Genomic DNA, 14,625 nt, shown 5'->3' with positions numbered 1-14,625 from the left:
GCGGTGTATCAGTGCCGGATAGGCTGGCTGACCCACCGCTTTCGCGAGCAAGCCCGCTCCCACATTTGTATTTGTGTTGTTCAACGGATCTGTTTCCGGCTCGCGCACCAATTTGTTACCGAATGCCCCAGCGTGGCGCAACGCCGCGTTGTTATGAACAATCGCCCTCCCTGAAAAACTCCTCCGTAAGAAATTTCGCCAAGCCTCCACGCCTTAATTTCCAAGGCTTTCGCACACCTGCGCAAAAAATCTGACACCCGCGTTGCGAAAGTTGGCCGCTTGATTGCATATGCTTGTACATACAAGTAAAGATGTGTGCGTAAGACTCTGCTTCGCACCATCCAAGTTCGCGCATCATGCCGAGGAGTCCAGCTGTGACCGATTTTTCGAAAACCAAGCCTACTAAATACCGTGACGTCGAAATCCGTGCTGCTCGCGGTAACAAGCTCACCGCCAAAAGCTGGCTGACTGAAGCACCGCTGCGCATGTTGATGAACAACCTCGACCCGCAAGTGGCCGAGAACCCGAAAGAATTGGTGGTGTACGGCGGTATCGGCCGTGCGGCGCGCAACTGGGAGTGCTACGACCAGATCGTCGAGAGCCTCACCAACCTGAATGACGACGAGACCCTGCTGGTGCAATCCGGCAAGCCGGTCGGCGTGTTCAAGACCCACAGCAATGCGCCGCGCGTGCTGATCGCCAACTCCAACCTGGTGCCGCACTGGGCCAGCTGGGAGCACTTCAACGAACTGGATGCCAAGGGCCTGGCCATGTACGGCCAGATGACCGCCGGCAGCTGGATCTACATCGGCAGCCAGGGCATCGTGCAGGGCACCTACGAAACCTTCGTGGAAGCCGGCCGCCAGCATTACAACAGCGACCTCACCGGCCGCTGGGTCCTCACCGCCGGCCTCGGCGGCATGGGCGGCGCTCAGCCGTTGGCTGCAACACTGGCTGGCGCCTGCTCGCTGAACATCGAGTGTCAGCAGGTCAGCATCGATTTCCGCCTGGCGAGCCGTTATGTCGACGAGCAAGCCACCGACCTCGACGACGCCCTGGCGCGCATCGCCAAATACACCCAGGAAGGCAAGGCCATCTCCATCGCCTTGCTGGGCAACGCGGCCGAAATCCTGCCGGAACTGATCAAGCGCGGCGTGCGCCCGGACATGGTCACCGACCAGACCAGCGCCCACGACCCACTCAACGGCTACCTGCCGGCCGGCTGGACCTGGGACGAATACCGCGCCCGCGCCAAGACCGAGCCGGCTGCCGTGATCAAGGCTGCCAAGCAGTCGATGGCGGTGCATGTAAAAGCCATGCTGGAATTCCAGAAACAAGGCATTCCGACCTTCGACTACGGCAACAACATTCGCCAGATGGCCCAGGAAGAAGGCGTGGAAAACGCCTTCGACTTCCCAGGCTTCGTGCCGGCCTACATCCGCCCGCTGTTCTGCCGTGGCATCGGCCCGTTCCGCTGGGCTGCGCTGTCCGGCGACCCGCAAGACATCTACAAGACCGACGCCAAAGTTAAAGAGCTGATCCCGGACGACGCGCACCTGCATAACTGGCTGGACATGGCCCGCGAGCGCATCAGCTTCCAGGGCCTGCCGGCACGTATCTGCTGGGTTGGCCTGGGCCAGCGCGCCAAGCTTGGCCTGGCGTTCAACGAAATGGTACGCAGCGGCGAGCTGTCGGCGCCGGTGGTGATCGGCCGTGACCACCTCGACTCCGGCTCGGTCGCAAGCCCCAACCGCGAAACCGAAGCCATGCAGGACGGCTCCGACGCCGTGTCCGACTGGCCACTGCTCAACGCCCTGCTCAACACCGCGAGCGGCGCGACCTGGGTTTCGCTGCACCACGGCGGCGGCGTGGGCATGGGCTTCTCCCAGCATTCGGGCATGGTGATTGTCTGCGACGGTACCGACGAAGCGGCCGAGCGGATTGCGCGCGTACTGCACAACGACCCGGCCACCGGGGTGATGCGTCACGCCGATGCGGGTTACCAGATCGCCATCGATTGCGCCAAGGAGCAGGGCCTGAACCTGCCGATGATCAAATAACTCAATGTGGGAGCGGGCTCGTTGTGGCGAGCAAGCTTGCTTGCGCTGGGGTGCGAAGCAGCCCCAAAAAGCCGGCTCCAGCTGCGCTGTCGAACGGGACGGTTCGACGATTCGACAAGCTCCCTCGCCACAGCAAGCCAGCTCCCACATTTGCCCTGCTGTGTACCAAGACATGTTTCATCCGCACCACCGAAAAACAATCCATCAGAGGTTGAACAACATGGCTGCAAATGACACCACCCCGTTGATCGAAAGGCGTTCGATCGACTACATCCCGGAAGCGGAAAGACACGGTCGTCTATTGAGCCAGTTCACCCTGTGGATGGGTGCCAACCTGCAAATCACCGCGATTGTCACCGGGGCCTTGGCCGTGGTGCTCGGCGGTGATGTGTTCTGGTCGTTGATCGGTCTGTTGATCGGCCAACTCATCGGCGGCGGCGTCATGGCGTTGCATGCGGCGCAAGGGCCAAAGCTTGGCCTGCCACAGATGATCTCCAGCCGGGTGCAGTTCGGCGTTTATGGTGCAGCCATCCCGATTGTACTGGTCTGTTTGATGTACCTCGGTTTCACCGCGACCGGGACTGTGCTGTCGGGGCAGGCGCTGGGCCAGTTGTTCGGGGTCAGCGACAGCGTCGGTATCCTGATTTTTGCCAGTGTGATCGTACTGGTCACCGTGCTGGGTTATCGGGTGATCCACTTTATCGGGCGTGTCGCCAGCGTCATTGGCGTGATTGCCTTTGTCTATCTGTTCAGTCGTTTGATGAGCCAGACCGACGTTGGTGCGCTTTTGCAGATTCGCCACTTCAGCTGGAGCAGTTTCCTGCTGGCGGTATCGCTCGCGGCCTCCTGGCAGATCGCCTTCGGCCCTTACGTGGCGGACTACTCACGTTACCTGCCAAGCAAAACATCTTCGCTGAAAACCTTTTTCGCTGCCGGCGCAGGTTCAGTCGTTGGTGCTCAGGTGGCGATGGTCCTTGGCGTGTTTGCCGCGGCCATGTCCAACGGGCAATTTGCCGGTCACGAAGTGGCCTACATCGTTGGGTTGAGTGGTACGGGCGCCACCGCTGCGCTGCTGTACTTCAGCATCGCGTTCGGCAAGGTCACTATCTCGACGCTGAATTCCTACGGCAGCTTCATGTGCATTGCGACCATCGTCAGCGGCTTCCGTGGTCGCCTGGAGGTCACGCGCCTGCAGCGTCTGGTGTTCGTGCTGGTGATCGTCGGCACTGCAACCCTGATCGCGTTGCTCGGCCAGCACTCGTTCCTCGGTGCGTTCAAGTCTTTCATCCTGTTTCTGCTGGCGTTCTTCACGCCCTGGAGTGCGATCAACCTGGTGGATTACTACTGCATCACCCGCGAGCGCTATGACGTACCGGCCTTGGCCGACCCGAATGGCCGCTACGGTCGCTGGAACCTGCTCGGTATCAGCGTCTATGTGTTCGGCGTGCTGGTGCAGTTGCCGTTCATCTCTACCAAGTTCTACACCGGCCCCCTGGTTGCCGCGCTGGGTGATGTGGATATCTCCTGGATCATCGGCCTGGTACTGCCTGCGGCCCTGTATTACGTATGTGCGAAAAAATGGCACGGCACAGTGCCCGATCACCTGATCCTGCCAATAGAGCAGGGCGCTGCACCAACGACAAACGGGCTGGCTGCACAAGCCTGATGGGACGTGGACAGGGCAGGACGCCTACTGACTGCCGTAATCCATTTCAAGATTGGGAGCGTCACAACAATGAAGATGAATAAAACCCTGCTGGCCACCTTGTTATCTGCAGGCTTGCTGGCCTCTGCCGGCGCCGAGGCGGCGGGATGGTGCGAATCCGGCAAGCCGGTGAAGTTCGCCGGGCTGAACTGGGAAAGCGGCATGTTGCTCACCGACATCCTGCAAACCGTGCTGGAAAAAGGCTACGACTGTAAAACCGACAGCCTGCCGGGCAACTCCATCACCATGGAAAACGCCCTGAGCAGCAACGACATCCAGGTGTTCGCCGAAGAGTGGGTAGGCCGCAGCGAAGTCTGGAACAAGGCCGAGAAGGCCGGCAAAGTCGTGGGCGTTGGCGCGCCGGTGGTCGGCGCCGTCGAAGGCTGGTACGTGCCGCGTTACGTGATTGAGGGCGACGCCAAGCGCAAGTTGGAACCCAAGGCGCCGGACCTGAAAAACATCGCCGACCTGGCCAAATACGCCGCGGTGTTCAAGGACCAGGAAGAACCGTCCAAAGGTCGTTTCTACAACTGCCCTGCCGGCTGGACCTGTGAGCTGGACAACAGCGAGATGCTCAAAAGCTACGGCCTGGAAAGCACCTACACCAACTTCCGCCCTGGCACCGGCCCGGCGCTGGATGCTGCTGTGCTGTCGAGCTACAAGCGTGGCGAGCCGATCCTGTTCTACTACTGGTCGCCAACTCCGCTGATGGGCCAGGTCGATCTGGTCAAGCTCGAAGAAAAACCCGGTGTGGATAAAAGCGTGAGCATCAAGGTCGGCCTGTCCAAGACCTTCCACGAACAAGCGCCTGAACTGGTAGCGGTGCTGGAGAAGGTCAACCTGCCTATCGATCTGCTTAACCAGAACCTCGGTCGCATGGCCAAAGAGCGAATTGAGTCGCCAAAACTGGCGAAAATTTTCCTCAAGGAACATCCTGAAGTCTGGCACGCATGGGTGAGCGACGACGCAGCCAAGAAAATCGACGCGGCCTTGTAGGTCAAGGGTGTCCGGCTACCCTGAGGGGCTAGCCGGGCACACGGCCACAACCCACTGGATCGAGAGCACGATATGTTTCCTGAGAGTTTTACGTTTTCCATCGCCGACTGGGTCAACGGTTGGGTGGACTCACTGGTCACCAACTACGGTGATGTGTTTCGGCACATCTCCGACACGCTGTTATGGGCCATCGTCAACCTGGAAGGCTTGCTGCGCGCAGCGCCTTGGTGGCTGATGCTGGCCATCGTCGGCGGTATTGCCTGGCATGCCACCCGCAAGGTGGTGACCACGGCGGTCATCGTCGGGTTGCTGTTCCTGGTGGGCGCGGTTGGCCTGTGGGACAAACTGATGCAAACCCTGGCACTGATGATGGTCGCCACGGTGATTTCGGTGCTGATCGGTATTCCATTGGGCATTTTGTCGGCGCGCAGCAATCGCCTGCGTTCGGTGCTGATGCCGCTGCTCGACATCATGCAAACCATGCCCAGCTTTGTGTACCTGATTCCGGTACTGATGCTGTTTGGCCTGGGCAAGGTGCCGGCGATTTTCGCCACGGTGATCTACGCCGCGCCGCCGCTGATTCGCCTCACCGACCTGGGCATTCGCCAGGTCGACGGCGAAGTCATGGAAGCGATCAATGCCTTCGGTGCCAACCGCTGGCAGCAACTGTTTGGCGTACAACTGCCGTTGGCGCTGCCGAGCATCATGGCGGGTATCAACCAGACCACCATGATGGCGTTGTCGATGGTGGTGATCGCCTCGATGATCGGCGCCCGTGGCCTGGGTGAAGACGTGCTCGTCGGCATCCAGACCCTCAACGTCGGCCGTGGCCTCGAAGCCGGGCTGGCGATTGTGATTCTTGCAGTGGTCATCGACCGCATTACCCAGGCCTATGGTCGTCCACGGCATGAGGCGAGCAAATGACTACTGTCAGCAAAATTGAAGTTAAAAACGTCTTCAAGATTTTTGGCAACCGCTCCAAGGAAGCCCTGGCGCTGGTTGGTCAGGGCAAGACCAAGGATCAGGTGCTGGCCGAGACCGGTTGCGTGGTCGGCGTGAACGACCTGTCACTGAGCATCGGCACGGGCGAGATCTTTGTGATCATGGGCCTTTCGGGTTCGGGCAAGTCCACGTTGGTGCGTCACTTCAACCGCCTGATCGATCCAACCAGCGGCGCGATCCTGGTGGACGGCGAAGACATCCTGCAACTGGACATGGAAGCCCTGCGTCAATTCCGTCGCCACAAGATCAGCATGGTGTTCCAGAGCTTCGGCCTGCTGCCCCACAAGAGCGTGCTCGACAACGTTGCCTACGGCCTCAAGGTGCGCGGCGAAACCAAGCAGGTGTGCGCCGAACGTGCGCTGCACTGGATCGAAACCGTGGGCCTCAAAGGCTACGAAAACAAATACCCGCACCAGCTTTCCGGCGGCATGCGCCAGCGTGTTGGCCTGGCCCGCGCCTTGGCGGCCGATACCGACATCATCCTGATGGACGAAGCCTTCAGCGCCCTCGACCCGCTGATCCGCGCCGAGATGCAGGACCAGTTGCTGGAGCTGCAAAAGACCCTGCACAAAACCATCGTGTTCATTACTCACGACCTCGACGAGGCCGTGCGCATTGGCAACCGCATTGCGATTCTCAAGGACGGCAAGCTGATCCAGGTCGGCACGCCGCGCGAGATTCTGCATTCGCCGGCGGATGAGTATGTGGACCGGTTTGTTCAGCGCCGGGCGGCGGTGGTCTGATCCGGATCTTGTGGTGAGCCGGCTGGCGCCTTCGCAGGCAAGCCAGCTCCCACAGGGGAATGCATTTCAAATGTGGGAGCTGGCTTGCCTGCGATAGGGCCAGTGAAGCTGCACAAGCATTGAAGAAGGTATGAAGATGTCCCAGGCAACAAAAATCATCATCGCCGACGCTCCACTGCGCTGGCAGGACGTGGTCGCCGTCGCCCGCCACGGCGCCGTGCTCGAACTCTCGGGCCACGCCTGGGCACGCATCGACAATGCCCAGGCCATCGTGCAGCGCATCGTCAGCAGCGGCGAACGCGCCTACGGCGTGAACACCGGCCTGGGCGCGCTGTGCAATGTGTCGCTCAAGGGCGAACAACTCAGCCAGTTGTCGCGCAACACCCTGCTGAGCCACGCCTGTGGCGTCGGCCCGGTGCTGAGCGACGAACAGACCCGCGCGATCATCTGCGCAGCCGTCATCAACTACAGCCACGGTAAATCCGGCCTGCACCCGCAGGTGGTGCATTCGCTGCTGGCGTTGCTCAACCATGGCATCACCCCGCAGGTGCCGTCCCAGGGTTCGGTGGGTTACCTGACCCACATGGCCCACATCGGCGTGGCCTTGCTCGGCGTTGGCGAGGTGAGCTATCGCGGCCAGATCGTGACGGCGCAAGCCGCGTTAAAAGCCGAAGGTTTACAGCCTGTGGTACTCGGCGCCAAAGACGGCCTGTGCCTGGTCAATGGCACGCCGTGCATGACCGGCCTGAGCTGCCTGGCCCTGGCCGATGCGCATCACCTGCTGCAATGGGCTGACGTGATCGGCGCCATGAGTTTCGAAGCCCAGCGTGGCCAAATCGATGCCTTTGACGAAGCCATCATTGCCCTCAAGCCACACCCCGGCATGCAGCAAGTTGGTATCAACCTGCGTGCCTTGCTCGATGGCAGTGAAGTGATCGCCAGCAGCAAAGGCATCCGCACCCAGGACGCGCTGAGCATCCGCTCGATCCCGCAGATTCACGGTGCGGCGCGTGATCAGGTGGAACACGCCACGCGCCAGATCGAGACCGAACTCAACAGCGCCACCGACAACCCGCTGGTGCTCGGCACACCGGACAACTACCGCGTGGTGTCCCAGGCCAACCCGCATGGGCAGTCTGTAGCCCTGGCGGCCGACATGCTCGCCATCGCCATGGCCGAAATCGGCTCGGTGGCCGAGCGTCGCCTGGACCGTTTGATCAACCCGCATGTCAGTGGCTTGCCGGCGTTCCTGGTCAGCAACCCTGGGGTCAACTCCGGGATGATGATCGTGCAGTACGTCGCCGCCTCGCTGTGCGGGCAGAACCGCCAACTGGCGCAACCGGCGGTGCTCGACAACTTCGTCACCTCGGGCTTGCAGGAAGACCATCTGAGCATGGGCACGAATGCCGCGCTCAAGCTGCATCAGCTGTTGGCCAACGTCACGCAGATTCTCGCCATCGAGTACCTGCTGGCGGCCCAGGCGTTCGAGTTTTTGCAGGACCAGCGTTTCGGTGCGGGCACGGAGAGTGCCTGGCGTCTGTTGCGTGAAAAAGTCCCACCTTACGAGCAAGACCGCTGGCTGGCGCCGGACATCGCGAGCGCCGCCGCGCTGCTCAAGGACACCGTTTTGCTGCACCACGTATTACCTAATTTGCACTAAGAATAATTCACAAGGAGCATGAATGTGACTGCGCTAAATTTGATTCCAGGCCAACTGAGCCTTGCCCAACTGCGGGCCATCTACCAGCAGCCGGTAACCCTCAGTCTGGATGACAGCGCCACGGCGCAGATCGAAGCCAGTGTGGCCTGCGTGGAGCAGATTCTCGCCGAGAACCGCACCGCCTACGGCATCAACACCGGTTTCGGCCTGCTGGCCTCGACCCGCATCGCCAGTGAAGATCTGGAAAACCTCCAGCGTTCGCTGGTGCTGTCCCACGCCGCCGGCGTCGGTGAGCCGATCAGCGATGCGCTGGTGCGGCTGGTCATGGTGCTCAAGGTCAACAGCCTGAGCCGTGGGTTCTCCGGCATTCGTCGCCAGGTGATCGACGCGCTGATCGCACTGATCAACGCCGAGGTGTACCCGCACATTCCGCTTAAAGGTTCGGTTGGTGCTTCCGGCGACTTGGCGCCATTGGCGCATATGTCACTGGTGCTGTTGGGCGAAGGCAAGGCGCGCCACAAGGGCGAATGGCTGGAAGCCACCGAAGCGCTGAAAGTCGCCGGCCTGACGCCGCTGACGCTTGCGGCCAAAGAAGGCCTGGCGCTGCTGAACGGCACCCAGGTATCCACCGCGTATGCCCTGCGCGGCCTGTTCGAAGGCGAGGACCTGTTCGCCGGTGCGCTGGCGTGCGGCGCCCTCACCGTGGAAGCGGTGCTCGGCTCGCGCTCGCCGTTCGACGCACGTATCCATGCCGCTCGTGGTCAGCGTGGTCAGATCGACGCGGCTGCGGCCTATCGTGACCTGCTCGGCGAAAGCAGCCAGGTGTCCCAGTCGCACCAGAACTGCGACAAGGTGCAAGACCCGTACTCCCTGCGCTGCCAGCCGCAAGTCATGGGCGCCTGCCTGACCCAGTTCCGCCAGGCCGCCGACGTGCTGGTGGTAGAGGCCAACGCGGTGTCGGATAACCCGCTGGTGTTTGCTGCCGAGGGCGACGTGATTTCCGGCGGTAACTTCCACGCCGAGCCGGTGGCCATGGCTGCCGACAACATGGCGTTGGCGATCGCTGAGATCGGCTCGCTGAGCGAGCGTCGTATCTCGTTGATGATGGACAAGCACATGTCGCAACTGCCGCCGTTTCTGGTCGGCAATGGCGGCGTGAACTCCGGCTTCATGATCGCCCAGGTAACCGCTGCGGCGCTCGCCAGTGAGAACAAGGCGCTGGCGCATCCCCATAGCGTGGATAGCATCCCGACGTCGGCCAACCAGGAAGACCACGTGTCGATGGCCCCGGCTGCGGGCAAGCGCTTGTGGGAAATGGCTGAAAATACCCGTGGCGTACTCGCCGTTGAATGGCTGGCGGCATGCCAGGGCCTGGACCTGCGCGACGGTTTGAAAACCTCGGCCAAGCTGGAAAAAGCCCGTGGGATTCTGCGCGACAAAGTGGCGTTCTATGAAAAGGACCGCTTCTTTGCCCCGGACATCAATGCCGCCAGCGAACTGCTCGCCAGCCGCTGCCTGAATGAACTGGTGCCGGCCAAGCTTCTGCCGAGCCTCTAAGCGATCTAAAGGACGGCATGCTCTCTGTGGCGAGGGAGCTTGCCCCCGCTCGAGTGCGAAGCGCTCGCAAGTTTTTGGGGCTGCTGCGCAGCCCAGCGCGAGCAAGCTCGCTCGCCACAAAAGCCCGTCATGTCAGGCTTTGAATTTTCTCGGGATAAAAATAACTAGGGAAGAGAAATGCACCAGCAAGAAAAGGGTTTGAAACGCGGGCTGAGCGCCCGACATATTCGCTTCATGGCACTCGGCTCCGCGATCGGCACCGGGTTGTTCTATGGTTCCGCCTCTGCCATCCAAATGGCCGGCCCTGCCGTGCTGCTGGCCTACCTGATCGGCGGCGCCGCCGTGTTCATGGTGATGCGCGCCCTCGGTGAAATGGCCGTGCACAACCCGGTATCCGGCTCCTTCGGCCAGTACGCCAGCACCTACCTGGGGCCTATGGCCGGGTTTGTACTCGGCTGGACCTACGCGTTTGAAATGATCATCGTCTGCCTCGCCGACGTCACCGCTTTTGGCATCTACATGGGCTTCTGGTTTCCCGAGGTTGCACGTTGGGTCTGGGTGCTCGGCATCGTGTTTTTGATCGGCGGCCTGAACCTGTGCAACGTCAAAGTGTTTGGCGAGATGGAGTTCTGGCTGTCACTGCTCAAGGTCGGCGCCATCGTGGCGATGATCCTCGGCGGCTTCGGCATCATGCTGTTCGGCATTCATTCGGCTGGCGAAACTGAGGCCAGCGGCCTGAGCAACCTGTGGGCGCATGGGGGCTTCATGCCTAACGGCATCGGTGGCCTGATCGCCTCGTTCGCGGTGGTGATGTTTGCATTTGGCGGCATCGAAATCATCGGCATCACCGCCGGTGAAGCCAAAGACCCGCAGCGCGTGATTCCCAAGGCGATCAATGCGGTGCCGCTGCGCATCCTGTTGTTCTACGTGCTGACCCTGTTTGTGCTGATGGCCATCTACCCGTGGCCGCAGATCGGCAGCCAGGGCAGCCCGTTCGTGCAGATCTTCAGCAACCTTGGCATCGGCTCGGCAGCGACCATCCTCAATATCGTGGTGATCTCGGCCGCCGTTTCGGCGATCAACAGCGACATCTTCGGCGCCGGCCGCATGATGTATGGCCTGGCCCAGCAAGGGCAGGCGCCCAAGGGTTTTGCGCAGTTGTCCAAGCACGGCGTGCCGTGGATGACCGTACTGGTGATGGGCGCGGCGTTGCTCGGCGGCGTGGTGCTCAATTACCTGATCCCGGAAAACGTGTTCCTGCTGATCGCCTCGATTGCCACCTTCGCCACCGTGTGGGTGTGGCTGATGATCCTGTTTACCCAAGTCGCCATGCGCCGCTCGATGACCAGGGAACAAGTGGCCGAGCTGAAATTCCCGGTGCCGTTCTGGCCCTATGCGCCAGCGGCGGCCATCGTGTTCATGCTGTTCGTGTTTGGTGTGCTGGGTTACTTTCCGGACACCCAGGCGGCTTTGCTGGTCGGCGCCGTGTGGATCGTGTTGCTGGTGCTCGCGTACCTGCTGTGGGTCAAACCCGCTGCCGGGCAAGCGGCCAGGGTCCATTACGACCCGGCTTTGTCTCATCGATAACTTAGGGAGGCGTTGATGAAAACGCTTTGGCAACACTGCCACGTCGCAACCATGGCAGGCGGCAAATACTCGATCATCGAGGATGCTGCCATGGTCATCGCCGGTTCACTGATCGAGTGGATCGGCCCCCGCAGCCAGGTACCGACGGCGGACTACGCCCAGGTGCAGGACCTGCAAGGCGCGTGGGTCACCCCCGGGCTGATCGACTGCCACACCCACACGGTGTTCGGCGGCAATCGCAGCGGCGAATTCGAGCAGCGCCTTGAAGGCGTGAGCTACGCCGAAATCGCCGCCAAGGGTGGCGGTATTGCCAGCACCGTGCGCGCCACCCGCGCCGCCACCGAAGATGAGCTGTTTGCCAGCGCTGAAAAGCGCCTGCGCAGCTTGCTGCGTGACGGTGTGACCACGGTGGAGATCAAATCCGGCTACGGCCTGGACCTGGTCAACGAGCGCAAGATGCTGCGGGTTGCGCGTCGCCTTGGCGAAGCGTTGCCGGTGAGCGTGCGCGCCACGTGCCTGGCGGCCCACGCGCTGCCGCCGGAGTACAAGGACCGCGCTGACGACTACATCGAGCACATCTGCGCCGAGATGCTGCCGGCCCTGGCCGCTGAAGGGCTGGTGGATGCGGTGGACGCGTTCTGCGAATACCTGGCGTTTTCCACCGAGCAGGTGGAGCGTGTGTTCAAGGTCGCGCAGCAACTGGGCTTGCCGTTGAAGCTGCACGCCGAGCAGCTGTCTTCCTTGCACGGCTCCAGCCTGGCGGCGCGTTACCACGCGCTGTCGGCGGACCACCTGGAGTTCATGACCGAAGAAGACGCCATCGCCATGGCCGCGTCCGGCACTGTCGCGGTGTTGCTGCCGGGCGCGTTCTACTTCCTGCGTGAAACCCAGTTGCCGCCCATGGACGCGCTGCGCAAGCACGGCGTGAAAATCGCCATCGCCAGTGACCTCAACCCCGGCACCTCGCCGGCGCTGTCGGTGCGCCTGATGTTGAACATGGCCTGCACCCTGTTCCGCATGACCCCGGAAGAAGCCCTGGCCGGTGCAACACAGCATGCGGCCACCGCGCTGGGCATGGGTGACACACACGGTTCGCTGGAAGTGGGCAAGGTCGCGGATTTTGTCGCCTGGCAGATTGATCGCCCTGCCGACCTGGCTTACTGGCTGGGCGGCGAACTGGATAAACGCGTCGTGCGCCATGGCGTCGACGTCACCGTCTGAGGAGTGTTGTTGTGGATAAGGTTCTGAACTTCAAACAAGGCCGTGTGCCGCTGTTGATCAGCATGCCCCATGCCGGTTTGCGCCTGACACCTGCGGTCGAAGCCGGGCTGATCCCCGAGGCACAAAGCCTGCCGGACACCGACTGGCACATCCCCACGCTGTATGACTTCGCCGAGGCATTGGGCGCCAGCACCTTGTCGGCCGAGTACTCGCGATTTGTGATCGACCTGAACCGGCCGTCCGACGACAAACCGCTCTACGCCGGCGCGACCACCGGGCTGTACCCGGCGACCCTGTTCGACGGCGTGCCATTGTTCCGTGAAGGGCAAGTGCCGTCCGAAGAAGAACGCGTGAGCTACCTGCAAAAGATCTGGGGGCCGTACCACCGCACCCTGCAAGAAGAACTTGCCCGGCTCAAGGCCGAGTTCGGCTACGCCTTGCTGTTTGATGCGCACTCGATCCGCTCGGTAATCCCGCACCTGTTCGACGGCAAGCTGCCGGACTTCAACCTCGGCACCTTCAACGGCGCGGCGTGTGACCCGGAACTGGCCAGCCAGTTGGAAGGCATCTGCGCTCAGCATCCACAGTTCACCCATGTGCTTAATGGGCGCTTCAAGGGCGGGCACATCACCCGCCACTACGGCGACCCGGCGCAGGATATTCATGCGGTGCAGTTGGAGTTGTGCCAGAGCACTTACATGGAAGAGGTTGAGCCGTTCCGGTATCGCACGGATCTGGCGGAGCCGACGCGGGTGGTATTGAAGCAGTTGCTGGAAGGGTTGCTGGCCTGGGGGCAGAAGCGTTACCGATAATTTTCGGTGCTGCTGAAATAGCTTTCGCGAGCAAGCCCGCTCCCACATTTGACCGAGTTTCAGCAGGAGAATGCGGTCCCAATGTGGGAGCGGGCTTGCTCGCGAAGGGGCCCTCACAGTCGCCCCAGTGCAACTGCCGGTCGCCACAGTTCGTGTCAGCAGAGGTCCCGCTGGGTAAGGTTGTGGGTACGGCGCGCCAGACGCCACTCCCCACAATAAAGCTGCCGAGTGAGACCTCATCCATGAAAAGACTGTTGTTGATCCTCACCGGTGCCGCTTTGATCAGCGCCAACGCCATGGCCGCAGAACCTGCCTCCTGCAAAGCCGTCCGCATGGGCGTGGTCAGCTGGACCGACGTCATCGCCACCTCCGGCATGGCCGACGTACTGTTTAACGGCCTGGGCTACGACAGCAAGCAGACCAGCGCGGTGCAGCAGATCATCTTTGCCGGCATCCGCGACAAGCGCCTGGATATCTTCCTCGGCTACTGGAAACCGGCGATGGACAACAACATCGCGCCGTTCCTGGCCGCCAAGCAGGTCAAGGTCTTCGACACACCCAGCCTCGCCGACGCCCAAGCCACCCTGGCCGTGCCGCAATACGTGGCGGATGCCGGGCTGAAGACGTTTGCCGACATCGCCCGCTTCAAAGACAAGTTGGGCGGCAAGATCTACGGCATCGAGCCGGGCAGCGGTGCCAATACTGATATCCAGAAAATGATCGACACCAACCACTTCGGCCTCGGTGGCTTCAAACTCGTCGCCTCCGGTGAAGCGGGCATGCTCGCGGCGGTGCAGCGTGCGGTGAACCGCAAGGAGTTCGTGGTGTTCGTCGGCTGGACCCCGCACCCGATGAACATCAACATGAAAATGGCTTATCTCACGGGCAGTGAAGATGTGTTCGGCCCGGACGAAGGTCGCGCTACAGTTTCCACCGTCACCGCGCCGGACTTTGGCGAACGTTGCCCCAACGCCAACCGTTTGTTGCAGAACCTGACCTTCACCGCCGCCCAGGAAAGCCAACTGATGGTGCCGATCATGGAGCGCCAGTCGCCGCAGGATGTGGCCAGGCAGTGGTTGCGTGACCACCCTGAGGATTTGCAGCGCTGGTTGGCCGGGGTTACGGCGTTTGATGGCAGCGATGGCGTGGCAGCCGTGCAGGCCAGTCTCAACCCTTAAGCCAGGCCTGGTAGATCAAACAACACAGAGCAAATGTGGGAGCGGGCTTGCTCGCGAATGCGGTGTATCAGTCAACTGATGAGTTGGTTGACCCACCGCATTCG

General features: G+C 61.6%; 11 protein-coding genes. All 11 read left to right on the top strand.

The features are described 5' to 3' along the window. Positions 1–374: 374 nt before the first annotated feature. The 11 genes from hutU (at position 375) to ACTD9P_RS26965 (ending at position 14,521) form a co-directional block, all read left to right on the top strand. Positions 375–2,060: a urocanate hydratase gene (hutU, locus tag ACTD9P_RS27015; RefSeq protein WP_438870063.1), complete on the top strand. Its 1,686-nt coding sequence runs from the start codon at positions 375–377 to the stop codon at positions 2,058–2,060. Between the two features lie 220 nt (positions 2,061–2,280). After that, positions 2,281–3,726: a purine-cytosine permease family protein gene (locus tag ACTD9P_RS27010; RefSeq protein WP_438870062.1), complete on the top strand. Its 1,446-nt coding sequence runs from the start codon at positions 2,281–2,283 to the stop codon at positions 3,724–3,726. A 69-nt stretch (positions 3,727–3,795) separates the two neighbouring features. After that, positions 3,796–4,761 (top strand): ABC transporter substrate-binding protein, encoded by a 966-nt coding sequence (locus ACTD9P_RS27005; protein ID WP_438870061.1) that lies wholly within the window; start codon positions 3,796–3,798, stop codon positions 4,759–4,761. A 72-nt stretch (positions 4,762–4,833) separates the two neighbouring features. Further along, the gene (locus ACTD9P_RS27000) at positions 4,834–5,685 is read left to right on the top strand and encodes an ABC transporter permease (protein ID WP_017138613.1); all 852 of its coding nucleotides are present in this window, start codon (positions 4,834–4,836) and stop codon (positions 5,683–5,685) included. Then, positions 5,682–6,506: a quaternary amine ABC transporter ATP-binding protein gene (locus tag ACTD9P_RS26995; protein ID WP_046034013.1), complete on the top strand. Its 825-nt coding sequence runs from the start codon at positions 5,682–5,684 to the stop codon at positions 6,504–6,506. Before ACTD9P_RS27000 ends, ACTD9P_RS26995 begins: the two co-directional genes overlap by 4 nt. 136 nt (positions 6,507–6,642) lie before the next feature. Beyond that, positions 6,643–8,166 (top strand): histidine ammonia-lyase, encoded by a 1,524-nt coding sequence (hutH, locus tag ACTD9P_RS26990; RefSeq protein ID WP_438870060.1) that lies wholly within the window; start codon positions 6,643–6,645, stop codon positions 8,164–8,166. A gap of 18 nt (positions 8,167–8,184) precedes the next feature. Continuing rightward, a complete protein-coding gene (gene hutH / locus ACTD9P_RS26985; RefSeq protein WP_438870059.1) occupies positions 8,185–9,723 on the top strand; it encodes a histidine ammonia-lyase in 1,539 nt (512 codons plus the stop codon). A gap of 177 nt (positions 9,724–9,900) precedes the next feature. Then, positions 9,901–11,310, top strand: a complete 1,410-nt coding sequence (locus tag ACTD9P_RS26980; protein WP_438870058.1) for an amino acid permease — start codon at positions 9,901–9,903, stop codon at positions 11,308–11,310. Between the two features lie 15 nt (positions 11,311–11,325). Continuing rightward, a complete protein-coding gene (hutI, locus tag ACTD9P_RS26975) occupies positions 11,326–12,531 on the top strand; it encodes an imidazolonepropionase (RefSeq protein ID WP_438870057.1) in 1,206 nt (401 codons plus the stop codon). 11 nt (positions 12,532–12,542) lie between these two features. After that, positions 12,543–13,343 (top strand): N-formylglutamate deformylase, encoded by an 801-nt coding sequence (hutG, locus tag ACTD9P_RS26970; protein ID WP_438870056.1) that lies wholly within the window; start codon positions 12,543–12,545, stop codon positions 13,341–13,343. 242 nt (positions 13,344–13,585) lie between these two features. Beyond that, entirely contained in the window at positions 13,586–14,521 is a 936-nt protein-coding gene (locus tag ACTD9P_RS26965) for a choline ABC transporter substrate-binding protein (protein ID WP_438870055.1), read from the top strand. The last annotated feature ends 104 nt before the right edge of the window (positions 14,522–14,625 follow it).

Origin of the sequence: Pseudomonas onubensis (assembly GCF_965653655.1) — a bacterium.
Taxonomy (GTDB): domain Bacteria; phylum Pseudomonadota; class Gammaproteobacteria; order Pseudomonadales; family Pseudomonadaceae; genus Aquipseudomonas.
This window is presented reverse-complemented; position numbering and strand designations above follow the sequence as displayed.

Bases quoted from the DNA above. Each gene is read 5' to 3' on its own strand.
- ACTD9P_RS27010 (WP_438870062.1), top strand. From the start codon at position 2,281: ATGGCTGCAAATGACACCACCCCGTTGATCGAAAGGCGTTCGATCGAC.
- ACTD9P_RS27005 (WP_438870061.1), top strand. From the start codon at position 3,796: ATGAAGATGAATAAAACCCTGCTGGCCACCTTGTTATCTGCAGGCTTG.
- ACTD9P_RS27000 (WP_017138613.1), top strand. From the start codon at position 4,834: ATGTTTCCTGAGAGTTTTACGTTTTCCATCGCCGACTGGGTCAACGGT.
- ACTD9P_RS26995 (WP_046034013.1), top strand. From the start codon at position 5,682: ATGACTACTGTCAGCAAAATTGAAGTTAAAAACGTCTTCAAGATTTTT.
- hutH (WP_438870060.1), top strand. From the start codon at position 6,643: ATGTCCCAGGCAACAAAAATCATCATCGCCGACGCTCCACTGCGCTGG.
- hutH (WP_438870059.1), top strand. From the start codon at position 8,185: ATGAATGTGACTGCGCTAAATTTGATTCCAGGCCAACTGAGCCTTGCC.
- ACTD9P_RS26980 (WP_438870058.1), top strand. From the start codon at position 9,901: ATGCACCAGCAAGAAAAGGGTTTGAAACGCGGGCTGAGCGCCCGACAT.
- hutI (WP_438870057.1), top strand. From the start codon at position 11,326: ATGAAAACGCTTTGGCAACACTGCCACGTCGCAACCATGGCAGGCGGC.
- ACTD9P_RS26965 (WP_438870055.1), top strand. From the start codon at position 13,586: ATGAAAAGACTGTTGTTGATCCTCACCGGTGCCGCTTTGATCAGCGCC.